Genomic DNA, 24,231 nt, shown 5'->3' on the forward strand with positions numbered 1-24,231 from the left:
GTGACCAGTATGGAGATCGACCCCACAGTGCTGCGTCAGCTGGCCGATCAACATGACCAGGTGGCTCGTGACACTCGTGAGTGGGCGAAGCCGCCCGCCGATTGGCTCGCCACGTTCCTGCCCACCTACGGCAAGATCGCCGCTCCGGTTCACGACGCGCTGATCCGCTACTACGACGCCAGGCAGCGGGCAGGTGAGGCGTTGGCCGTCGAACATGACAACACCGCCGATTCGTTGCGAAGGTCGGCGCAGTCGTATGAAGACCACGATCGCGACATGGCAGCGAGCATCAAGCAGACCATCGAGCCGGGCGGTCATCCCGCACCGCAGCCACGGGACCAGCAACCCGCCCCCGGTGCGGCTCCGAGCGGTCCGACGCAGCCTTCCGACGTGACGCCGAACGGTTCCGCGCCGGCCGCCGGTCCGGCTACCAGCCCTGTCGCCGCCGGCCCCAACGTGCCGCCGCCGTCGCAGGAGACGAGCGGGCCGCCCGCTGCGCCGAATGCCGGGGGCCCGGGCGCTGGATCCCCCGGTGCATCAGGTGCACCAGGCGTTCCCGGTGTCGCCGCAACGGCCGGTGCCGCTCCCGATCACGCGGGTAACGGCGCGGCTCCGACCGGAACGGGCACGACTGCGCCTGTCGGCGGCGTGACGGCTCCGACGTCCGGTGTGGGGGCCGCGCCCGTTGCCGGGCCGCCGCTCTACACCCCGATGGACGACCGCGCGGTGGCGGCTTCGAATGCGACGGGTACGGCGGACGGGATGCCGATGCCGGTGCAGACGCCGTTCGGGTCCGCGGTCGCCGCGGCCAAGAACAAGGCGTCCGAGCCGGACTATGTGGTCGGCGACCGGGTGAACGACGATCTGGTGCTCGCCAGGACCTTGCTCGCCGGCGTGCTGGCGGCCGTCGATTCCCCGGTCGGTATGGCCTGGGCGGTCGCGGTGCTGCGCGGCCCTGCGGGACCCGGTGTGTTCATCACCTCGAACGAGGGCAGGGGATGGCTGCCCGCGCGGCTGTTCCTGCCGCGTGAGGTATCCACGCCGTGGCTGTGGGACGAATTGCTCGGCGGTGACGACGAGGGCAGCGCGTCGCCGTGGGAAGGCGTGTCGGATCCGGCCCGCGTCCTCGCGGAGTTCGGCTTGGCCTGGGGCGCCAAGGCCAATGCCCAACTGTCGGCGATCGTTTCATCCGGCCCGATCGATCCTGGCCTGAGTTCGCGCCTGAACGATGTCGCGATGGAAGGACTTGTCGGTCCCGGCTACGACGTCGACCTGCGCGTGGCCACGCCGGACACCACCGACCGACTCGGTCTGACCGGTTCGGCGACGGTCTTGGACCAGATCGCGTCGATACCGGAGGCACAGGTGCGCGCGCGCAGCATCGAGCTGGTTGCCGACGCCCTCGCACAGGTCGGCCGTTCCGTGGCGTCGTCGGCCGACTCGGCCGGATCTCGTCAGCTGCGGGAACGGATCCTGGTCGATGTGCGAGAAGGACGGCCGGTGCCGCGACAGGTCTGGGACGAATTGCGTGACACCGACGATCTACTCGCGGCGTCGATGCTGTCGCGGCGAGTAGATGTCGGCCGCGTGGAACTGGGACAGCTGCGGGTCGATGCCGAGGTAGCGGCGTTACGTGCCATGGTGTTCGAGCGTCGATGCAACGAGCTGGTGTTGTTGCTCGCGGAAGAATCGACACCTCAGATCCTGCGTGACATCGTGTACGCGCACGAACAGATCGTGGATCATCCGGCGTTCGTGGCGGTCCCCGCCCCGGTCGCTACGGCAGCTCCCGAGCGTGCCGTCCAGCCTGCCGTCACCGGTGTCACGGCTCCGGGTGTGACGGCTCCGGATATCGCGGGACCGCCGCCCGGCGCCGTTGTCGCACCGACGACGGTGCCGCCGGTGATCCCGCCGGCTGCTACGACCGACCGGTCGTAAGCTCGTCCGAGAGCGCGAAGGTTTTGCCCCGACCTCGAGATGGCCGGGGCAAAACCTTCGCGGCCACGGTGTCGCTTGATTCGAACCGGGCCGCACCGGCCCAGAACCCATTGCGCCGGAACCCATTGCGCGCGGGGTGTGACAAATAAAAATGCCGGTCGTCCGACGACGACCGGCATTTTCGCGTTCGACTACGCCTCGGCGACCGGCTCGAATTCCTGGTCGACCGGTTCGGATTCGTCGCTCACGGGCACGTTCGAGCCCGGCGTTTGTCCACGAGCATTTCTGCGGCCGGACGGAAGCGGCATACCCGGTATGCCCGGTATACCGGCACTCGGGTCTGCGGCGCCGGGGTCCGCCACGGTCGTAGGGATGCCGGGAGCGGGCGCGGAAACGGCGGGCTGGTTCTGGTTGGCCTCTTCCCGCTTCTCGTCCTCTTTCTCGCGGTCTTTTTCTTTGTTCTCTTGGTCTTGCTTGATCAGTTCCGGCACCATCTGGGCCAGCGGCATCATTGCCATCGGGATCATCGACGCCATCGGTGCGAGGGCCTGTAGCGCACTCGCCAAACCGTTCGCGCCGCTACCACCGTTCGCGCCGCTCCCGTCGCCGGAGCTCCCGCCACCGGTGTCGCCGGAGCCGCTCCCGCCACTGTCACCGTTGGCCTTTTCCTCGTTACTCTTGGCGGCGTCGGTGACCAGTTCGTACACCTTGTCCACGGCGGTGGCTACCGCCTTCAGCAGGGCCGATTCCTTGGGCGCCTTCAGTGTGGCGCTTCCCGCCGACTTCAGCTGAGCTTTCAGGTCGTCGACGATGCCTTTGATATCGCTCCGGGTCTTGACCGCGTCCGCGTCCACCACAATGGCAGTCTTGAGGACCTCGGTGTCGAAGGTGAGCAAGGAACTCTTACGCGTCTCGACCATGTTGAGGGCTTCTTTGTAGCCATCGGTCAGTTTGCCTTCGCCGAGGTGTCCGTACACGACGGGCCGCAACAGATCTTCCACCTGGGGTGGGGGCTTGGTTGTGCCGCGACCGAGCAGGTCGACCGCCGATTGAATCGCGGCTTGACCCATCGCGATGAAGGATTTGAGACCGGCCGACGCACCCGGTGGGCTATCCAAATCCACTGGCAAGTAGTGCTTGCCGACCGTATTCGCCAATGGCTTCGGCGTCGACTTGGCAGCGAGTTCCGCCGCTAATTCGGCCTCGGTTTTAGCCGTCTGCACTGCCATGCGCCAGCACCGCCTCTCTGGAAGTCCTTTTATTGTGGTCGCTTCCCAAACATGGGGAGTGCTGCATAGTTGAACTACTTAGGTACCTCCAGGGACGACAAGACGCCACTGCGAGGCGGCCCTACTTGTCCGGGCAGGATGTGAAAGGCGGTCGGTGATGCGCGATGGCGAGTCGGTCGAATGGCTCAGACACTGACTGATGACCTGCATGGGGTATTGCAATCGCTGCTCGGGCTCTACGGCGAAGGCCAACCCGGAGCAGGTCAGGCGGCGGTAGCACAGGCCCTCGAGGCCGACATGCAGTCTAACGTGGGGGCGATAGCGCTCGGCTACACAGATGCGCGTGGCCTGCACACCTCGCTCGTCGAATCACACGCGGGCAAAGACACTCTCGTGCACAAGACAGCCGGCGAGTCCGCCGACGGAACGGTCAGCGGTCGCGCTCGTTTGAACGATCAGATCGCGGAATTCCAAGCGCGACTGCGGGCGATCTCGTCGGTAGGCGATACTCGCTTCAGTGGACCCGCCCTGCTCGATGCCGCACAGACCACCATTGCCAACGCCACCAAACGGGTCGACGCCGACGCCGCCGACGCCAGCCAGAAGGCGGCGCGGATCATGCCGCCCTCGGTGCCACCGGCACGGGTGCGCAAGCGCTCGACAACCCGTCGCCGTCGTCGAAATCGAACGCGATCGGCCTCGGCATCCCGGATGCAGCGTCGCGGCGCCATCCGATCCGATGGGACGAAAGGCAGCACTGCGGTGAGCGCCGCCAGCGCCTGGCTCGGGACTCCGTACGTGTGGGGTGGTGGTGGCAGTGTCGGTCCGAGCGGCGGCGGCTTCGACTGCTCAGGGTTGACCCAGTACGCGATCGCGCAAGCCTCCCACGGGGAGGTGGTGCTGCCACGCACCACCTACGAGCAGATCTACAGCGGGGTCCGAGTGGATCCGAGGGATGTCCAGCCAGGTGATCTGGTGTTCCCGGGCACTTCCTTCAGTACGAGGGGACCGGAGCACGTCCAGCTCGCGGCGGGCAACGGCATGGTCATCGAAGCGCCGTATACGGGCTCGACCGTCAGTTGGTCGCGAATGTCCAGTGATGCCATTGTCGTTCGGGTGCTCTGAGCCAGCGGTCGAGGAGGGGATGACCGGGTGGCGATAGAACTTCCGAGCGAAGTCGTGTTCTTCCTCAATATGGTCGGTGTTCCCTATCCGGACATCAACGAAGACGACGTGAAGACGCTCGCGGAGCATGTGCGCACCTTCGCGACCAACGTCCAGAACACGCACGAATCGGCCAGCGGCGTGATCAACGATATGGGCTCGGTCTATTCGGGATATTCCTACGAGCAACTGCTGTCCACCTGGGCAAACATGAGCGCGACCCATATGGCCGACCTCGACAGCGCCTGCCGCTTCGTCGCGAAGGCGCTGGATATCGCGGCCGAGGTGATCACCGTGGTCAAGGTGGTGGTACTCGCTGAGCTCGCGGCATTGGCGGCGTCGTATCTCGGCGCGATAGTCATCCCTGGTATGCAGCCCATGACTGTCCCGCTCGGGCTCTCCGCGCGCAATATCTGCTCTCAGATGCAGCAGATGCTGGTGGGTTATATCGTCGCCGAGGTCATCGGAAAAGCGATCGAACCGCTCGAGAAGACCATTGAAGAAATGATCAAGGGCGTGGTCTACGGCGCGGCGAGCAACCTGCTCGGTGTGCCGGACAACGGTTCGGCGGGGATACCGTTGCGGATCGATCCCGACGAGGTGCAGCGCTACGCCAAGGTGCTCGACGAGCACGCCGACGACATCATGCAGCATGCCGCGACCTTCGCCGCAAGCGTAGCGCCGCTGGACTTCACGACACCCGTCCGATTCGACGAGACTCCGAACTCGGCCACACCAACACACCGGATCGCGCCGACTGCACCGATCGGATCAGCCGATATCGGACCCTCGGCGACTGCGCGGGTGAACCAACCACTACCCGCGGCCACTGGGCCACAGGTGAGCGCCCGGCCGCCCGCGACTGCGAATGGTTCGGGCGATGATCGGCAATCGACCGGCGCTCCCGGCCAGCGCGCCGTCGGGGCCGGGCAGCCGACCGGCGAGGCGGGACAATCGACCGGCGAGGCAACACAACCCGGAAACGCGCCGGGCCAGTCCTCCGCCACGCCGGGTCGATCCAGCGGCACACCTGGCGAAGCCTTGCCGCACGGCGACACCGTAGATCGCGGCGACGGCGGTCGGAACACGGTGATGAGCCCGGCCGCGAGTGCCCCGGCCGATGCCGCAGGCAGTCGGCCGGGAGTGCATCCGGGAGAAGTGGATCAGGCGCAAGGCCGGCACCCAGGTGTGCAGGTTGCCGCCGCGACCGACTCCTCGGGTGTCGCGCTCGGTGGACATATGCAGCCGATCGCATCCGGTGACAATCAGCCGCTTGCGTCGTCCGAGGCGACACCGGCTGCTGGATCGTCCGCTCCGTCCCAGCCGGGACGTGGTGGCGCGGCGGGCGGAGCAACGCCGTGGGCGCGCACGAAGTCGAAGACCTCGAAGTCCGGGAAGTCCGCGAAGCCGCGGCGGCCCAAGGCTGTTCGCCCATCGGGCGCTGTTTCGTCCGAGGACCGGAAGCCCGTTGAAACGCCGTGGTCCAAGGCCGGCCGGACACCAGACGCGGCGGCCGTAGTATTCGCGCCGAAGACCGACGGACCGGCACCACAGTCGCGCAAGGAGAAGGCCGCCGAAAAGGATCGCGACGCGGTCGCCCCCGATAAGGCCGCGGTGGCATCCGGCCCACCGCGCGTGACAGCGCCAACAGTTACCGCACCAGCATTGGAGGCGGCCGATCCGCAGCGGGCACCGACCAAGCCGGGTGCCTGAACAGATGTGTTCCCAGTGATGGAAATTTGCGCCTGAAGGGGATCGCGACAACGGTATGGGGGAGATTCACCGCCGTTGTGCCGGGAGAGTCGGCTCGAATGGCCGAGTTGAACCTTGCAGTGGCCGGCGGCGTGCCGGCGCTACCGGCCACTGTTCTTAAGGTCAGATCGTGGGATGAGGGACCGCGATCCGTCTTTGACTGTACCCGCTTATATCGGAGCGTTCAATAGCGTGCACCCAATCAGCGGTAAGAATTTTGCGGCCGCAACGGTGGCTTGTTTTCAGTGCGGCGGCTGGTCGCCGGGTTGCGGCCACCAGCCGCCGCCGGAAGGGGGTCGTCAGAAGTGGGATGACTGCGACTCCAGTATTTACCGTACCGTCATGTGACGGTACGTTCAATGTCGGTCAATGAATTCGGGGCGCATCTTCCAACTTCCCAGTGTTGGGAAGTTGATGCGGCACGGGTCGCGCCGTCAGTAACTATCGTTTTAATCAGGCGAAATCGGCGGAAGGAAGCCCGAATTGTCAGCGGCCGAGGACGCGTTCTACACAGGGGTACAGAGCTTGGCATTAGTCCCCGGCGGTGTGCGCAACGAGCAACATGCGGCCGCGGCGTTCCGGGCTGCCACCGACCTCGATCCCGACATGTGCGATGCCTGGCTCGGGCGCGGCATGGCGGGTGAGGTCACCGAGGAAGTGATCTACGGCGTCTATCGTTCGGTCCACAATCTCTATCGTGACCAGCAGCGCGCCGGACTGGTCGATCGTGCGCTGTGGTGCCAGGTCGAAATCGGCATGTACGGACTGCGCGTCGCGATGGCCGATCGTGACCAGATCTCGATCGCCCAGGCGTGCTCGTACGCGCAGGGCGGTGAATGGCAGGAAGCCTCAGCCATTCTCGATGAGGTGCCAAGCGACGACGTCTCCGACTTCGTGCGCATGTCGCTATTTTTCCGGACCAAGCGGTGGACGGATGTGCTCACCGCCCGCGAGGCACGCCCGACGCTCGAGGACGGGCTGCTCGATATCGCGGCCGAACTGATGTCCACCCAGGCGCTCGCGCAGCTGGGGCGGATGGGCGAGGCCCTGCCACGGGCTCAGCGGATCGTCGAGGACAGCGCCTCGGGAAGCCTGTCCTACATCTGGGCGGACGCGCACTTCCTGCTCGGAATGCTGTTGCGGCACAGCGGTGATCACGACACCGCGGACAAGATCCTCAAGGGTTTGCAGGGCTCCGGGCTGTGGCAGCAACGCGAGGAATGGCAGCGCGCGGTCAAAGACAAGACCTACCGCCTCGAAGTCGCCTCCGCAGATGTCATCGCCTCGCGGACCGACCGCTGGGACCCGTCATCCGGTGATGATCCGGCCGAAGTCGCGGCCTCGGCCGCCAAAGAGGAACGCGACACGTTGCTCGCGGAGGCTTCCGACCTGCTGCGAGCGCAGATCGGCATGGACTCCGTCAAGGAGCAGGTCGACCGCCTCAAGTCCGGTGTGCTGATGGACCAGGTGCGCGCCAAGCGTGGACTCGCCGTCGATTCGAAGTCGCAGCATCTGATCTTCTCCGGCCCTCCCGGAACCGGTAAAACCACGATCGCTCGCGTGATCGCGAAGATCTTCGCCGGGCTCGGCGTCGTCGAGAACGCGGATGTGGTCGAGGTGTCCCGCAACGACATGGTCGGTACCCATCTGGGCCATACCGCCCCGAAGACCAACGCGCTCATCGACTCTGCGCTGGGTGGAGTGCTGTTCATCGACGAGGCGTACACGCTCATTCAAGAAGGACTCTCCGGCGGTGACGCGTTCGGTAAAGAGGCCGTCGACACGCTGCTGGCGCGCATGGAGAACGACCGGGACAAGCTGGTCGTGATCATCGCGGGGTACGAGGATCAGATCGACAGGTTCCTGGCATCCAACGACGGTCTCGCCTCCCGCTTCACCAAGCGGATCCGCTTCGCGAGCTATGACGCGCCCGAACTCGTGCGGATCGCCGAACACATTGCGCACAAGAAGGATTCGATACTCTCCGAACAGGCCCGCGAGGTGTTGCGGCTCCGCTGCGAGGAGTTGGCGCAGCAGACCAAGAACGGCAGGCGGCTGATCGACCTGGCGGGCAACGGTCGTTTCGTGCGTAACGTGGTCGAATCCGCGGAGGCGGAGCGTGACTACCGTTTCACAAGGGACAACGTCGATGTTGTTTCGATGACCGACGAGGAACTGATGACGATCGATGCGTTCGACATCAGCACCGCACTGGAGGGTCTGTCACCGTCCGCTCGGGTGTGACCAGAATCTGACCATTTGCTGGTGACTTCCCAATCTTGGGAAGTCACGTGACGGTTGGATCGGTATCCGCGGATACGTTTGTCCGCAGGTCGGCGGAAGGAACAAAAACCGGTGGCGCGCTTTCGGGTGGTGACCAAACACCAGATATCTGGTTGGCGGTTTCTGCTGCGTCGTATCGAGCATGCGCTGGTGCGTCGAGATGCCTCGATGATCGACGATCCGCAGCGCGGGCGTTCCACGGCGTTGACGATCGGCATCGCGATTGTCTGCGTTGTCATCGCGGGCTCGGCGGTCATGGCGTTCTTCAAACCCGCCAAGAAGGTGTCGGATGCGAAGATCATCTCCGACAAGGACACCGGCGCCCTGTTCGTGCATATCGGTCCCCGGTTGTATCCGGCGCTGAACTTGACCTCGGCCCGGCTCATCGTCGGTAGTGCCGACAAGCCGGTGCCGGTTTCGCAAGCCGAGCTGTCGAAATACCCACGTGGGCCATTGGTCGGCATCCCCGGTGCGCCCGGCATCATCGTCGACAACGCCGAACGGGATTCTTCGTGGTCGGTGTGCAATACCGCGAAGACGGGTGCGTCCGCGCCGATCGACCCAGCGACCGGTTTGCCGACGTTGCGCGAATCCTCGGTGCGTACCACGGTGATCGGTGGTCCGCTCACCGTCGACGGTGACTCCAACCGGCTGCTGGCCGAGGGTGAGGCTCGGTTGATGCGTGACGACTCCACCACCTGGCTGGTGTACACAGACGCCGAGAAAGGCGTGGTCCGCGCGGCCATTGATCTGAGGAACACGGCCGTCGCGCTGGCATTGGGAATCGACTCGAGCGCCCCGGTGATGGCTGCGTCCAAGGGCTTGATCAACGCTATTCCGGAGGTTCCGCCGCTTCGGGTGCCGGAAGTGCCGGGTAAGGGCGAGGCGGTGACGCTCAGCACGGGGTTCACGACGCCGGTCGGCTCGATTCTGACTGTCACGGCCCCTGATCAGGGCGCGTCCTACTATCTGGTTTCGCAGTCGGGAGTGGTGCGGGTGGGTCCCGTACTGGCGGCCATGGTCCGCAACGCGGACTCGCAGGGCGCGCCCGCCACCAAGACGGTCGGACCGGATTTGATCGCGACGAATCTGCGCCCGGGTTCATGGCCGGGAACCGCGACCTACCCATCGCGTCCGATCAGGCTGGTAGATCCCGTGAAGTCGGAAGTGACCTGCTTGCACTGGTCGCGCACCGGCACCGACCCGAATGCCGCCACCGAACTGCTTGTCGGCCGTCAGCTCCCTTTGACGAAGGACGAACAGGGCAGAGCCGTCGATCTCGTCACCGCGGTGCCGTCAGGAGGGCGTACCGCCGACGCGGCGTACATGCCACGCGATACGGGGCGTTTCGTGCAGGTGACCGGTGCGGAGTCGGCGTCGCCCCTGCGCGAATCGCTGTACTGGATCTCCGATAGCGGTGTTCGCTACGGTGTCGACGCCCGTCAGATCGCGACCGGAAACGATGCGACGTTGAAGGCGCTGGCGTTGCGCACTCCGGTCCCGGCGCCGTGGCCCATCATCTCGCTTTTCGCGGTGGGACCGACGTTGTCGCCGGAGAACGCCAAGCTCGCGCACGACAGCATCACGCCGAACCAGATCGTCGCGGGATTGGGCGGCCCGTCATGACAACCACCCGCCGATTCGTCCGGCCGGCCCGAATGGTGCGCGGCCCCAAAGCGCCCGCGGTGACCGAGTTGCGCCTGCAACCGCCGACCGAGCTTCCCAAACCGGTACCCCCCTCGCGGCTCAAAATGATCATGCCCGTCGTCATGGTCGCTGCCATGGGCGGGATGATGGTCATGATGTTCCGCGGTGGCGGCGCCTCGACCATGTCACCGATGTCGATGATGTTCCCGATCATGATGCTGGTGGGGATGGGCGGAATGATGGGTGGCGGACTCGGGGGCGGTGGCGGCGGCGGTGCGGCCGGTCTCAATGAGGAACGCAAGGACTATCTACGCAGCATCACCGACAATCGCAAGACCGTGCACGAGGCGGAAGAGGAACTGCACACCTTTCTGCGCTACACCCACCCCGGTCCGGAGGAGGTCTCCCGGCTGATCGGCGGGAAGCGGATGTGGGAGGTGCAGGTCGCCAGTCCGCAATTCCTGCGCATTCGAGTCGGTCGCGGCAGAATCGCTAACCAGGTGCGCGTGATCGTGCCGGAGGCCGCGCCGACCGCCGATCTGGATCCGGTCGGCGTGGTCGAGGTGACTCGATTCGCGAAGGCGTACTCCACCGTTGGCGGGATGCCTGTCGCGATCAACCTGCTGTCGGCGCCGCAGATCGGCATCGATGGTGACGCGGTAGCGGTCGCCGATCTGGTGCGCGCCATGATCGCCGAGGTCGTGGTGCTGCACGGTCCGGATCAGGTCGCGATTGCCGCGGCATTGTCGGAGCCCGACGCCCCGGAGTGGTCCTGGCTCAAGTGGCTGCCGCATACCCAGCATCCGGACGAAACCGACGCGATCGGGTCGAGTCGAATGGTGTACCGCACCGTCGCGGAGCTGCGGATGAAGGTCTTGGCGGGTCTCAACCGCGGCCCCTTCTCGGCGAACTCGCAACCAACGCTGGATCGCAAGCATTACCTGCTGATCGTCGATGTGCCCGGACCCGCGAGCGATCGCGATATCTCGGGTATCGACGGCTGCACCTGGCTGCGCCTCGGCCCCGCCGAGCAGAGCCTGCCGAGGGCACTGAAATTCACCATCGGCGAGGACCGGTCACTGAACGAAATCGGCGCGCGCGGGTTGCGACGAGTCGGTCTCGCCGACGCGCTCTCGAGCGCCGGGATGACGGCGCTGGCACGCAGCGTCTCGCCCTATCGCCTGTCGACGGTCGTGGAGGCGGTAGCCGCCGAACAGGCTAGTGGCGGCACGTCATGGGAGGAAATGGTCGGAGTTCTCGACCCGGGCAGCATCCGTATCGAGCGTCAGTGGCCGCTGCGGCGCGACAGCGACCGATCGCGATTGAACATCCCGTTCGGCTATGACCCCGCGGGCGGCCTTGTCTATCTCGACATCAAGGAATCCGCCGAGGAGGGCATGGGCCCGCACGGTATGTGCATCGGTGCTACCGGCTCCGGCAAGTCGGAATTCCTTCGCACGCTGGTGCTTTCGGCGATCGCAACGCACTCGCCGGACGCCTTGAACCTGCTGCTCGTCGACTTCAAGGGTGGTGCGACCTTCCTCGGCTTCGACCGGCTGCACCATGTGACTGCCGTTGTCACCAACATGGAGGAAGAGGCCGATCTCGTCACCCGTATGGAGGACGTGATCAACGGCGAAATGGCAAGGCGGCAAAGGCTGCTGCGTGACGCGGGCAACTTCGCCAGCGTCGCGGACTACGAGCGGGCCCGCGAGCAAGGCGCGGACCTCGCACCGATGCCCACGCTGCTGATCATCCTCGACGAGTTCGCCGAACTGCTCGAACATCATCCGAGCTTCTCCAAACTGTTCGTCGCGATCGGCAGGCTCGGGCGGTCGCTGCGTATCCACCTGTTGCTCGCATCGCAGAAAGTGCCCGCCAACCGAATGGGCGAGTTGGAGGCGCACCTCTCCTATCGAATTGCGTTGCGTACCAACCAGACCAGTGACTCGCGCGACGCCATCGGCACCGCGGACGCCTATCACCTTCCGAAAAAGCCGGGCGCGGGCTACCTGCGTGTCGGTTCGGGTGATCTGCAACGATTCCAGGCCGCGTACGTCGGTTCGCCCTATGTGGCGCCGGTGCAGGCCACCACGGCCAGTGCGCAACGGGTGCGCAGGGCAGGCGGTGGGTATCGGCCGCCGCAGCAGTTCACCGCGACGCATATCGTCGAAGTACGGCCCGTGGTCGCCCCCGAGCCCGAACACGTCGCTTCGGACACCGAGTCCGATGGCGATGTGGTGACCGTGATGGAAACGGTCCTACAGCAGTTCGCCGGTCACGGTCGTCCGGCGCACAAGATGTGGCTGCCGCCGCTGACCGTGCCGCCGACACTGGACCAACTCCTACGCACCGTCAATCCGGGATCGCTACAGATGTCGCTGGCGATCGTGGACAAGCCACGCCAGCAGCGGCAGGACGTGTGGACCATCGATCTGTCCGGTGCCGGCGGCCATATGGCCGTCATCGGCGGCCCGCAGTCGGGCAAATCGACCGCACTGCAAACCCTTGTCATGTCGGCCGCGCTGACCCACACGCCGGAACAGGTGCAGTTCTACTGCCTCGACTTCTCCGGTGGCCTCACCGGACTACGAAATGTGCCGCACGTCGGCTCGGTCGCCACCTCGCGCGAGGTCGACCGAATCCGGCGCACCTTCGCGTTGGTCACCAATCTCATCGCAACCAGGCAAACACTGTTCAGTGACCTCGGCATCGACGGTATGCGAGAGTTCCGGCGGCGGCGTTCGGTGCCGAGGGAATCGGCCGAACTCAACGCCCGCGGCGACGAACACGGCGACGTCTTCGTCGTGGTCGACGGCTGGGACATCGGTTTCGCGGTCAGTGGGCCGTTCTTCGACGAGTATCTGCCGTTGATGGAATCGATTGCGCTGCAAGGCCTCAACTACGGCATCCACTTGGTGGTCAGCAGTTCGCGGTGGGCGGCGATTCGGCCCGCCATCAAGGATCTGTTGCAGACCCGGCTGGAGATGCGACTCGGCGATCTCACCGATACCGTTTTCGGTTCGCATCGCAACGTCGTCAGCGCGATTCCGCCGGATCGGCCGGGACGCTCCATCTCCGCCGAAGCTCTGCACATGCTGACCGCGTTGCCTCGTGTCGACGGGGTGGGCGAAGCGGATTCCGCGGGTGCGGGTCTGATCGCCGCGGTCGAGCAGCTCAACCAGACCTATCCGGGTCGCCGAGCGCCGGTAGTGAAGTTGCTGCCTGCTCAGGTGACCATGGACGAGGTGCGCGCGGGCATACCAGAGGCGGCGAATCTGGCGCAACGCCTTGTGGTGCCGTTCGGGGTTCGGGAATCCGACTTGCGACCTGCTCGAATCGATTTCGGCGTTTCGAGCCATCTGGTCGTGCTCGGATCGTCGGGGTGCGGTAAGTCGACTGTGCTTGCGGCGCTGCTGGAGTCGATCAGTCGCCAGTTCAACCGAGACCAAGCGCGGGTGCTGCTCGTCGACTATCGCCGACAGCACATGGACGCGATCTCGGACGAACAGTCGATCGGATACCTGACCAGCGAACGCGATGTACTCGAGGCCATGCCGGCGTTCGCCGATAAGATGCGTGGCCGCCGCCCACCCGATGGCGTCACCTCGCAGCAGCTCAAGGAGCGTTCCTGGTGGACCGGGCCCGAGATCTTCGTGGTTGTCGACGACTACCACATGGTCGCCCAGCGCGGTGCGCGTAATCCGCTCGACCCACTGAAGGACATCATCGTCGACGGTCGGGACACCGGTCTGCACGTCATCGTCGCGCGCAATATCGCACAGGCCGATACCGCGATGTACGACAGCGTGCTCGGCCAGATCAAGAACCTGAACTCGTCGGGCCTGATCATGGATGGTTCGAAGCTCGACGGCATGCTCATCGGTGACGTGAAGCCGACCAAGCAGCCCGTCGGTCGAGGCATCCTCGTCGAACCGCTGCTTTCCGCAAGGGAACTCGTGCAATCCGCGTGGGCACCGCCACAGGATTGATCCGTGGTCAGCGTCACGGTCGAGCCGAGTTCCCAAGAATGGGAATGGCTTAGCGTTCTTTCTGTACCGCTCGATAAGAGTCGGCATCAGTCGTTAGGAGAATTCAATGGCTCTCCCATTTGAAGCCGTCACGGAGCTCATCGCTGCTGCTGGAGCCCAGCACTGCGTCTCCGAAACGGGGCTGACCTCGGTGGTTACCACCGCTGCTCCTATGACCGCACCTATCCCTGCCGCATTCGATGACGTGAGCGCGTGCGCGTCCGCTGCGTTCTGCACTCAAGCACCGGCGGTCCTAGGCACCACCTTCGACGCCATCAGTAAATGGTTGCAAGGCGCCGAGGTGCTCGTGCCGGTGAGTGTCGCGTACGCCACCACCGATACCGGTGCCGGCGTCGAGGTCACTTGCCAGGGCACGGGTTTCCCTGTGTAGCCAAGTAAGCAGAGTTGGAGCCGATCATGACGTCATGGGTGGACCTCGCGGTGCAAGCCGCGCTGGACAATGTGCTGTCAGCTATGATAAAGGCCGTAGAGGCCATGGCCGAGCTTCCGGCCACCTGTGCTTTCGGCGCGCTACCTCCGGAGATCAACTCGGCCCGGCTCACGTTCGGCCCGGGTGCGTTGCCCATGCTGAATACCGCGAACGGGTACTCGGCATTGGCCGCGGGGCTGACAGCGGCGGCGGGCAGTTCGGATGGCTCGACCACCGCGATGGGCGTCACGTGGCAGGGCCCTTCGTCGCAGCAGGCGCAGGCGGCCTTCCGTAACCACGCAACATGGCTACGGCAACAGGCCAGTGTCGCAACGCAAACCGCGACGTTGGCCACCGGCACGGCGGGTGCGTACACGACGGCATTCGGTGCTATGCCGAAGCTTCCGGAGATCCTGGCGGTGCAGGCAACCATCGCGGCGTTGTCGGCCGCCAGTGCCGTGAACATGAATGCGACCGCGATACCCCTCACGATCGCCGAGATCGCCTACACCGTGCTGTGGATCGAGGCGACGCTGGTGATGACCGGCTATGCGGGCGCGACGGCAACCCTGCTCAGCGGGATGCCGACGCCGACTGTCCCGCCGTCCATCACACCCGGTGGATCGGATCCCGGCGTGTTGAAAATGTTCAATGATGTGGGGGTCAAGCCATATGTCGGGCCCACTTCCAATCGGACTCTGAACGACACGCACACCACCACCAACGACGGAAAACCGGTCGATACGAAGCCCACCGACTCGACGACCGATCCTGGCAAGACCACTGATCCCACTCAACCATCCGATCCCACTCAACCATCCGATCCGGTGTCCGAGGCGGACCGGGCGGCATCGGATCTGGACAGGGCCACGTCCTCCATGAACGACTCGTTGGCCGATCCTTCGGCCGACGGGGCGAGCTCCCCTGCCGATCACGGTTTCGTCGGAACATCGCCCTACTCGCCAACCCTGACGGGACTCAATGGCGGCCTGGGTAGTTCCGTGGCTATGGGGATGTTCCGTGGCGGCATCGGGTCCATGCCTGGTGCCTCGACCGGATTCCGTATGCCTGCCAACTGGTCGCTCGGGCAGGGTACGGCATACGGTGCCTCACCGATCAATTCGGGCACCGCGCCCGCGTCGCGCAGCACTGCGCCGCGAGGGGCTACGGCGCCCAAGGCGAATATGCGCAGGCGGCGCGACAAGGACCGCGACAGGAAGTCGAAGGTCTTCGTTCCTGGAGAATCCTTGGACGTGCCGGTTCTGGAACAACCCCCTGTCATCGGTGTCATCGAATACGACGATGCCGACCGTAATGACGACCTTATCGCCGCAGACGCGGTTTTGGTCGGTGTTATCGAGCGTGCCGACGAGGACCAGGCACAACTGCTCGCAGAGCGTCCCCGGTGATCTACACCGCGGCCGAATTCAGTCTATGAGAGGAAATTTCAATGGGTTGGACAAACGTCGTTCCCGCGAAGGTGCAATCCGCGGCGAATAACAGCACGTCATGCCTTGGTGAGCTCGAGAGTCACCTGAATGGTATGGTCAGCGCCCAGGACGAACTCTTCGCCGCAGTCAAGGGCGATACCGGGCGCGCGATTTACCAAACAATGAGCCAGGCCCACAGCTCGGGTAAGTCATTGGCCGCGACCTTGCAGGAAATCGTCGATGCACTGACCGATTCCGGTGTCAAGATTGATGCCCATGACGTCGCGTCGGCGGCCGAGTACAAGCAGTTCGGTGCCGATGGCGTCGATAGCGCGAGTGCGGGCATGGCCAGCGATAGCGTGGCGAAGTCGGTGGGCGGAAAGGCCGACCTCAACAGCTGGTACTGACCTCTATATCGGTCGGTCCCGAAGTCGATCTCGACGCCTGATGATGGTGTCGGTCTCTATATAAAGACAAATAGCGAAAGGCGATATTACAATGGGCGAAGTCATTGCTTTCAACTACTCCGCCGCGGAGGCGGCCACAGGGAGTCTCGGAACTCTCGTGACCGCGATGAAGCAGAATACAGCAAATCTGCATTCGCTTTACACCAGCCTTATGGCGGGACTGGACTACACGGGTTCGTCCGCGGACGGGTACCAAGAAGTCATGAGGACATTCAAAGCCAAGATCGATGCGTATGACACCCAGGTGAGTCAACTGAATTCCAAAATGGGAGAGCACACCAGCAAAGGTGGCACCATGGAGCACGTTGACATTCAGCAGGGAAACAGGTTCTTGGGTATCAAGGCCTGAGCCAGCGCGGTCCTTGTTTACTTCCGTACCCAAATCCGGGTGCGGCAGGATTGCACTGCACGACTCGACATTTGGTGAAGGTGTGGATACTGATCCGATAGCGATCGACCTCAATGTCGATGCCGCCCTGCTATTGCAAAGCATGGTCGGCATCGATTCCTATCCTCCGGTGCTGGCATTACTGCCGAATATCTACCGCATCGAGGATCGGAATCGGGTGCGCGCTGTCGTCGCGAAGGAGCTCACCGAGGTGGGCATCATCGAAGGCGACCGCGTGCACCCGACGGTCGAACATTGGTTGCAGTGTTTATACCGACCCGATATGGAATTGGTCGCACGAATTCTGGACACCGGTCTGGATGGCGGGTCGAAGGGCATGCTTCGGCTTTCCCTGGTGCGCAGCGGCGACACCCATGTGCTCGCGGTGCGTTGCGATGACGCCGTGGTCATCCAGTCGGTGTTCCAGGAACGGAAAGATCTGGAGAGCGTGGCCGCCGGCCTGGTCGCGGCGCTCGGCTCGAAAGAGGTACTGCGTTTCCAGCCGCTCACCGCGACTTCGGAGGACTTCGGCGAAGTCCCGTCCGATCAGGATGAGCGACGAAGGGCCCTATTGGACCTCGGCGCGAATCCGCAGACCGCGAGTTTGCTCAGCCGGGTACTAGAGGAGGTGCAACGGCGCGCCGAGATCCTGGTGATCGAACACCGCGACGGTGGTTCGGCGCAGACCGAAGTTGGTGTGAGCGTGATCGACACGCTATCGGGGCGACTTATCGTCACACCGAGTAAGGCGATGGACGGGCAAGCCTGGTCGACGTACGCTCCGGGCGACGATACGGCCGTGCGGGCCGGCATCGCCGCTCTGATAGAACTGTTGCCCGGCCGAAGTTGGTTCGATACCAGTCGAATTGGTTGAACGTCGCACTGTGGGTTGTCGAGAGGACGACGGATATGAACCGAGCACCGAGTACTAACGGTCATTCGACCGAGTCCGTCCGGGCTCGGGGTGGTTACGATGCGTTTTTCGCGCCGACCGGTGAACCCTCGGACACGTCTGTCGCGCCTACGCAGTCAGCAGGTGCTGACACCAATGCGACCGCGTATCGCAGCGGCCCCGCGGCCGGAGCTCCGAGAGAGCCTGCGGCAGCGAATGATCGTGCCGCGACACAGGGTGTGAGTACCCCACCATCCGCGCCGAGCGCGCCGCAGAGCCAGGCAGCGCCACGATCACAGGCAGCGCCCGCTCAGGCGTCACAGAGCCAGGCAGCACCGTCTCAGCCAAACCCCCAAGGCCAGGCGGCACCGCAGGCCCAGGCAACCCCGCAGACTCGCACAGCGCCGCCATCGCAGGACAATCCGCAGGCGATGCAGCACGCGCAGGGGAGCGCCGCGGCAACGGACTATAGCGCTGCGGCAACGGACTATTCGGCCGCACCGGCGTCCGCTGCTCCCTCGCAGGCCCTGGCGCGCCCGGAATCGGTGTCCACCAATACCTATTCCACCGCAGGCGAAGGTGCTGTCTGGCAGCAGGCCGCCGCCCCCGCGACGTCCTGGGTCCCTGAACGCATCGACCACGCTGCCTACGAACAGTTGCCGCGGATCGAGGTATTGCCCGCCACGCTCAGCTCGATCGACCTGCTGAGCGACATCGCCGCCTCCCGTCGTGCGCAACTGCGAGCCAACCACGGTGTGCGTGGTGCGTTGAACAAGGTCGGATTCAAGCTGGGGCTGTCTCCGGCAGAACAGCGCGCGGAGGATCGCCGTTCGCGCATCCGACGCCAGCTGACCACGACCTACCAGATCGCCGTTGTGAGCGTGAAGGGTGGAGTCGGTCGAACGACTACCGCCGCGACACTCGGCTCGACCTTCGCGAGCTTGCGGCCCGACCGTGTCGTCGCGATCGACGCGAACCCGGATTTCGGCGATCTCGCCACCCGCACCAGCCGCCACCCTTACGGACTGACCTTGCGTGACCTCGCGCAGGCGCCGAACCTCGATGCCTTTTCCGCGGTGCAGTCGTTCACCTCGATCAACAATGACGACCTCGCTGTCATCGCATCGCCGTGGACGACCGAGGCCAACGAGGCGCTGTCGGGCCGTGAGTACGCCACCGCGGTCGAGGTGTTGCGCAGGCACTACAACCTGCTACTCGTCGACTGCGGAACCGGCGTGCTCGATTCCGCGACCGCCACCGTCCTGCAAACCAGCGACGCGGTCGTCGTCGTCACTCCGGCGACCGTTGGCGGTGTTACCGGCGCGGTTGCCACGATCAACTGGTTGGGCGCGCACGGATTGCAGCACCTGATCGCGAAATCGATCGTTTCGATCGTGCATCACCAACCCGCGAAACCGACCGTCGATGTCGCCGCGATCGAGAAGCTCTTCGCGACCGCGCAGCGGCCGACGTGCGTGATGCCCTATGACGAACACTTGGCCGAAGGTGGCGAGATCGACCTGCGTTTGCTCGACAAGGACACTGGGCTCGCGTTCGAGGAACTCGCGGCCTGGCTCTCGGATAGCTTCCCCGGCTATCTCTCCGGTGATGCCGGTGATCGCGGAGGGCGTCGATGACCGCTGCTGTCGCACCCCCCGGTACGCAGCCGACCGCGGAGGTCGCGCGCGCGCGGATCGCGGTGATGGTTTCTACCTATCAGGTAGATGTCGTGGTGCCGACCAAGTTCACGATCGAAACGTTCATCGACGATCTGCTCGGCGTGCTCGCCTCGGCCATCGACGACGAGAACGTCGACTTCACTCCGCCGCAGGGGCTGTGGAGTCTGGCACGTCCGGGCGAGCCCCCGATTCCGCGGTGGCGCAGCCTCGGTGACCACGAGGTCAGCGACGGCGCGGTGCTGATGTTGTCGGTGGTCGAATCGGCCGAACAGTTCACTCCGGTCGTCGAAGACATCACCGATGCCTTGGCATTGATCAACCAGCGCGAGTTCGCCGAATTCGACGCGGGCACAGCGGCGGTCGTCGGCCTCTCGGTGCTGGCGGTCGGCTCGGCGGCCGTCGCGGCGATGTTGTCGTGGTCATGGACCTCGACAGGTTCGATTTGGTTGTGTGCCCTGCCCGCGCTCGTGCTCGGCGTGGTCTGCTGGGTTGCGGCCATGTCGGCGCGTAGGCGCAGCGCGGCGCCACGGATCACCCTCGGACTTTCGTTGTCGGCGACGCCGCTGTTGTTCGCGGGCACGGCGATGCTGGTACCACCCGCCTACGGTCAACCCGGTCCGTTCGCCGCGGCCAATCTCGCCGCAGGCGCCGTCATGGTCGCTGTCGCCGCCACCACCATGATGCGGCTGACCGGGTTGGGAATCGCGACCCTGATGGCGGTGACGGTCCTCGGCATATGCGTGACCGGTGCGACCCTGCCGCTGACGTATTTGGATCTTTCGGTCCGGCAGGTGACCGCGGGCACGGTGTTCATCGCGCTCATTCTGCTCACGGCCGCTCCTCGAATCGCCGTGGTGATCGCGCGAATTCGACCGCCCGACCTGCCGGACCCAGGTAACGAAGTAGCGCCCGCGACGCTGACCGACCTGTTCGACGCCGAAACCGCGCGCGAAGGTGACGAGCACACCGACAGCAGTGAGCAGCAGCGCAGACACGCCGAAGTCGGCATCGAAGGCCGTGCTCGATTGGCGGTGACCAGTCTTCGCGGCTTGATCGCCGCGGTCGCGGCCCTGCTGTCGATCGGCGCCGTCCTCACCGCCGCGGTGAGCCCGGGTGGTATCCGTGAGATCGTCATGGCCGCCGCGATCGCCGGGGTGCTCGCGATGCGGGCGCGCTGGTATCCGGACCGGACGCAGGCGATCGCCCTGATCGCCGCTGCGGCACTCACGGTGTCCGGCGTCGGATTCGTCCTGGTCGGAGCGTATGAAACCCCAGGCCCCCGACTCGTTGTCGGGCTGGTGGTCACGCTGGCTGCCTGTGCCGGATGTGTCGCGGCGCTCCAGTTGCCCGGTAAGCGCCTTTCGCCGGTGACCCGCCGGATCATCGACCTGGTGGAGTACCTGCTGATTCTCGTTATCCCCGTCATCGCCTTTTGGATCATGGGTGTTTACACCGCGATGCGAGCGATCTGATGAAACTCGGCAAGGCCGCTGTCGTGGTGATGGCCGCGGCAGTGCTCGCTATTACCGCGGCACCGGTGAGCGCGCTCGCGCCACCCCAGGTGGTGGTCGGGCCTCCGCCGCTGGATGATCCGCCCGGCCCGGAATTCCCGACCAAGCAAGATCAGGGGTGCCTGCCCGCCGGTGTACTACGCGATAGCGATCTATCGCGCACTCCGCCTGCTGAGCTGGCGCTGGACCTACCGCGCGCCCGGGCCCTGAGCCGGGGCGCCGGCGTCACCGTTGCCGTCATCGATACCGGCGTGTCCCCGCATCCACGCTTGCCCAACCTGATCGGTGGCGGTGATTACGCCGCAGCGGGAGGCGACGGTCTATCGGACTGCGATGCCCACGGAACTTTGATCGCCGGAATCATCGGTGCCACATCTGATGCCGCTGACGGATTCACCGGTGTCGCACCCGATGCGCGGATCATCTCGATCCGCAATCATTCCGGCGCGTTCTCCGCCGACAAGGCGGCACTCGATCCGGCCGCGGTCACGGCCCTCAGGATCCGTACGCTCGCACGGGCCATCGTGCGCGCGGCGAATCTGGGTGCCGGAGTGATCACGGTGTCGCTGCCGATCTGTGTGCCGGTCCAGAAGCAAGTGGATCAATCGGCGCTGGCGGCCGCGATCGGGTACGCCGTGCACATCCGAGGGGCACTGATCGTGGCGGGCGCGGGAGGTACCAGCGTCGCGGACTGCGGGAGCAATCCCGATATGGATTGGACGCGCCCCGAAGACCTGCGCAACTGGAAGTACGTGCAGACGATCTCGACACCAGGGTGGTTCGCACCCGATGTACTCACCGTCGGATTCACGACCGCGACCGGTGCACCGATGGGTGATTCCATGAGTGGACCGTGGGTTTCGGTCGGTGCACCCGGCACCGGTATCGAGTCGCTCGGTCCCGACGGCGGCGGCCTGATCAACGGAATCGGTGAGGCCAACAAACTGGTGCCGGTCGGCGGGTCGTCCTTTGCCGCGGCCTACGTCAGCGGGGTGGCCGCGTTGTTGCGATCGCGATTCCCCAACGAGACTCCCGGTGACATCAGCGCGCGCCTACAGGCCAGCGCGCACGCACCGGCTCGTGGCATCGATAACGTGATCGGCGCCGGCATCATCGATCCCATGGTCGCCCTCGGCTACCGCAGCGCGCCGAAGCCGCCCGCCGGGCTGTTCTCCTCGAGACCGCTGGCAATTCCGGCACCGCCGCGGGCCGCGGACAAGAAGCCCGCCGTGACGGCGACGGTCGTCATCTTCGCGGCGGTGCTGCTCGGCGTCGGCGCGACTTACGCGAGTTCGGTGATCCGGAGGAGGCGGTGAGCTTTCCGAGTATTCGGGCCGCCGGTGTAGAACGAGGTCCCTTCGCGGCGATCGTGATCGCAGGCAGTCCGTTTCTGGTCATGCTGTCCGCTCGGACGCCGTGGTGGGTCGGCGCGACGGTCGTCACGATCCTGCTTGTGACGGTGACAGTTCGTGTCAATGGTCGGACCGCGGTGCGCTGGCTGTTGGACTGGATGGAGTATCGGGTCAAACGCACGGCAAGGGCGCGCGAGCGTTCGCAGCCGGCGCAGATTCGGGATATCGAGGTCGCGGCCGGGCTCTGTGGCATCCACGAGGCGGGTACGACACTGGTCGCCATGATCCAGCTCGCCCCGAACCTCGATCTGCCCACGGTGATCTCGGAACGAAGCCTCTATACCGAAGACACGATGCGGACCGACCTACTGCTACCGATGCTCGATCAATACGGCATCGCCGTGGATATCGATATCGTGACGACCGGTCAGCGCGTCCGCTCGAGCGGTAGTTACAGCATGCTGTACGACCAGCTGATCGGTTCCCATCCGGTGATCGGTGACCGGCTGACCTGGCTGGTGGTCCGACTGGACCAGGAACGCAATCTGACCACGCTGGCCCAGCGCGGTCCGTGCGCGGTGACGGGGCCGAAGGCACTGGCCACCGCGGCACACCGGATCGCGGGGCGGCTGCGCGAACGCGGCATCGAGGCCCAAGCCCTGCCCGCTTCGGCGGTGCGCGATGCGACGCGAATGCTGCACGGCGGAGTCGAGCTCTCGGATCTCAGGGAGACCTGGGGGCACCTGGAATCGTCGGCGCCCGGTCGCTGCGTGACCAGCTTCCTGATCGACTGGACCCGCCTCGACGGTGTCGGACTCGACGATTGCTGGACTTGGAACCGCGGCCGCACCACCCTGGTGGTCAGTCTGACCGACGTGGAGACGGGCCCGCGTGCGCTTGTCCGGTTCGTCGGTCCCGCCGTTACCACGCAACCACCCGAGTACCTGCGGTTGCTGACCGGCAACCAGTCGATCGCACTGATGGCCACGCTACCGACGGCGACCTCGATTCGTGCGGTGCGCGGCGACGAATCCGGATCCGATATCGCGCCCGAGGAACTGGCCGACGAACTCGTGGTCGCCATCGGCCCCAATGGTCAGATCCTCGGATCTCTCACCGGGCAACCGCGGCACACTCTCGCACTTCCGCTGTTCGACCCGGCGCGCTACAACCCGCGCAGGCGCACCGTCGACGTGCACGCCATGTTGCCGGTCGCGCAGCAAATCGTGCTGCGTGCCATGGTCGTCGGAGCGGATGTGGAGATTCACTCGTCCCGGCCGCAGAGTTGGCGACAACTGGTCGCCGCGGTCGGGGATTCCCGGTCGCTGCGGCTCATCCCCGAGCCGGGTCAAGGGGCGGCCGCGGCCGACGACGGGGACGGGGACGCGACTATCGCCGTTTTCGACCACTTACCGGCGCGGGCGTCGAACGCGTCGACGACGGTCACCATCAGCGACCCTGGCGGTCCACGCCGGCGCGTGGTGGACCTCACGATCAGTCAGGTCAGTGCGACCGCTGTAGATGTCAGTATCCCGATGCGCACCGTGCGGGTGGATTTGATCGAGCCGAGAGGCGAAACACGCTATTTCGATTCCGATGACGGCCAAACGGCCACAGGTTCCGCAGTTGCGGTTTCATCGCAGCAGCCCGGCGGCCGTCGCGTTAGCTGAGGGGTGTCGGTAATGTCTATCACCGTGGTAGCGGACTCTCCTTCCGATGGCGGCGACCTGTCTCATCAGGACGGGGGCGACGCACTCTCTCCAAGACAGGCTGCGGCGTCCATTTTTTCCAGCCGATTATCTGGTCTGATCGCGGAATCCGTGGTCTCGACCGAGGATGGTTCAACGCGCTCGTTGACGCTGTATTCGCTTGCGCAGCACCTCGAATTGGCTTATCCGGATGTGCCGGTATCGCAGTCTGGTCTTTACCGGCTCATCCACGGCGACGCGATTCCGCGTTTGGACCTGGTTATCGCGTTGGCTCGGGTATTCGACGTTCCTCCCGAGTATTTCGTGACCGAGGAGAGGAAGCGCTGATT

At 65.0% G+C, this 24,231-nt stretch carries 17 protein-coding genes; 16 read left to right on the forward strand and 1 reads right to left on the reverse strand.

The features are described from left to right. Positions 1 to 9 precede the first annotated feature (9 nt). Positions 10 to 1,938, forward strand: a complete 1,929-nt coding sequence (locus ACLMAJ_RS16805; protein WP_412014800.1) for a type VII secretion target — start codon at positions 10 to 12, stop codon at positions 1,936 to 1,938. A gap of 191 nt (positions 1,939 to 2,129) precedes the next feature. Here ACLMAJ_RS16805 and ACLMAJ_RS16810 read toward each other — a convergent pair whose 3' ends face one another. Continuing rightward, positions 2,130 to 3,167, reverse strand: a complete 1,038-nt coding sequence (locus ACLMAJ_RS16810; protein WP_412014632.1) for a hypothetical protein — start codon at positions 3,165 to 3,167, stop codon at positions 2,130 to 2,132. A 180-nt stretch (positions 3,168 to 3,347) separates the two neighbouring features. Here ACLMAJ_RS16810 and ACLMAJ_RS16815 point away from each other — a divergent pair, with 180 nt between their 5' ends. The 15 genes from ACLMAJ_RS16815 (at position 3,348) to ACLMAJ_RS16885 (ending at position 24,229) form a co-directional block, all read left to right on the forward strand. Continuing rightward, positions 3,348 to 4,292 carry a C40 family peptidase gene (locus ACLMAJ_RS16815; RefSeq protein WP_412014633.1) on the forward strand — a complete coding sequence of 315 codons (945 nt, stop codon included), beginning with the start codon at positions 3,348 to 3,350 and terminating at the stop codon, positions 4,290 to 4,292. Positions 4,293 to 4,319: 27 nt separating this feature from the next. Further along, positions 4,320 to 6,044, forward strand: a complete 1,725-nt coding sequence (locus ACLMAJ_RS16820; protein ID WP_412014634.1) for a WXG100-like domain-containing protein — start codon at positions 4,320 to 4,322, stop codon at positions 6,042 to 6,044. A 522-nt stretch (positions 6,045 to 6,566) separates the two neighbouring features. Then, positions 6,567 to 8,327 (forward strand): type VII secretion AAA-ATPase EccA, encoded by a 1,761-nt coding sequence (gene eccA / locus ACLMAJ_RS16825; protein ID WP_412014635.1) that lies wholly within the window; start codon positions 6,567 to 6,569, stop codon positions 8,325 to 8,327. A 111-nt stretch (positions 8,328 to 8,438) separates the two neighbouring features. Further along, positions 8,439 to 9,992 carry a type VII secretion protein EccB gene (gene eccB, locus ACLMAJ_RS16830; RefSeq protein ID WP_412014636.1) on the forward strand — a complete coding sequence of 518 codons (1,554 nt, stop codon included), beginning with the start codon at positions 8,439 to 8,441 and terminating at the stop codon, positions 9,990 to 9,992. Then, positions 9,989 to 14,005 (forward strand): type VII secretion protein EccCa, encoded by a 4,017-nt coding sequence (gene eccCa, locus ACLMAJ_RS16835; protein WP_412014637.1) that lies wholly within the window; start codon positions 9,989 to 9,991, stop codon positions 14,003 to 14,005. The genes eccB and eccCa overlap by 4 nt, the downstream gene beginning before the upstream one ends. 106 nt (positions 14,006 to 14,111) lie before the next feature. Beyond that, positions 14,112 to 14,435 carry a hypothetical protein gene (locus tag ACLMAJ_RS16840; RefSeq protein WP_412014638.1) on the forward strand — a complete coding sequence of 108 codons (324 nt, stop codon included), beginning with the start codon at positions 14,112 to 14,114 and terminating at the stop codon, positions 14,433 to 14,435. A gap of 26 nt (positions 14,436 to 14,461) precedes the next feature. Then, positions 14,462 to 15,883, forward strand: coding sequence for a PPE family protein (locus tag ACLMAJ_RS16845; RefSeq protein ID WP_412014639.1), 1,422 nt, complete (start codon positions 14,462 to 14,464; stop codon positions 15,881 to 15,883). Positions 15,884 to 15,924: 41 nt separating this feature from the next. Then, positions 15,925 to 16,311, forward strand: coding sequence for a WXG100 family type VII secretion target (locus ACLMAJ_RS16850; protein WP_412014640.1), 387 nt, complete (start codon positions 15,925 to 15,927; stop codon positions 16,309 to 16,311). Between the two features lie 91 nt (positions 16,312 to 16,402). Continuing rightward, positions 16,403 to 16,720 (forward strand): hypothetical protein, encoded by a 318-nt coding sequence (locus ACLMAJ_RS16855; protein ID WP_412014641.1) that lies wholly within the window; start codon positions 16,403 to 16,405, stop codon positions 16,718 to 16,720. 82 nt (positions 16,721 to 16,802) lie between these two features. Next, entirely contained in the window at positions 16,803 to 17,633 is an 831-nt protein-coding gene (locus ACLMAJ_RS16860) for an ESX secretion-associated protein EspG (protein WP_412014642.1), read from the forward strand. A 449-nt stretch (positions 17,634 to 18,082) separates the two neighbouring features. Then, a complete protein-coding gene (locus ACLMAJ_RS16865) occupies positions 18,083 to 19,288 on the forward strand; it encodes a MinD/ParA family ATP-binding protein (RefSeq protein WP_412014643.1) in 1,206 nt (401 codons plus the stop codon). Beyond that, positions 19,285 to 20,802: a type VII secretion integral membrane protein EccD gene (gene eccD, locus ACLMAJ_RS16870; protein ID WP_412014644.1), complete on the forward strand. Its 1,518-nt coding sequence runs from the start codon at positions 19,285 to 19,287 to the stop codon at positions 20,800 to 20,802. Before ACLMAJ_RS16865 ends, eccD begins: the two co-directional genes overlap by 4 nt. Next, complete coding sequence (gene mycP, locus ACLMAJ_RS16875; RefSeq protein ID WP_412014645.1) at positions 20,802 to 22,157, forward strand: type VII secretion-associated serine protease mycosin; 1,356 nt, start codon at positions 20,802 to 20,804, stop codon at positions 22,155 to 22,157. Before eccD ends, mycP begins: the two co-directional genes overlap by 1 nt. Beyond that, complete coding sequence (eccE, locus tag ACLMAJ_RS16880; RefSeq protein WP_412014646.1) at positions 22,154 to 23,863, forward strand: type VII secretion protein EccE; 1,710 nt, start codon at positions 22,154 to 22,156, stop codon at positions 23,861 to 23,863. Before mycP ends, eccE begins: the two co-directional genes overlap by 4 nt. A gap of 12 nt (positions 23,864 to 23,875) precedes the next feature. Then, the gene (locus tag ACLMAJ_RS16885) at positions 23,876 to 24,229 is read left to right on the forward strand and encodes a helix-turn-helix domain-containing protein (protein ID WP_412014647.1); all 354 of its coding nucleotides are present in this window, start codon (positions 23,876 to 23,878) and stop codon (positions 24,227 to 24,229) included. Positions 24,230 to 24,231 lie beyond the last annotated feature (2 nt).

Origin of the sequence: Nocardia arseniciresistens, from assembly GCF_046764875.1 — a bacterium.
Taxonomy (GTDB): Bacteria; Actinomycetota; Actinomycetes; order Mycobacteriales; family Mycobacteriaceae; genus Nocardia; species Nocardia arseniciresistens.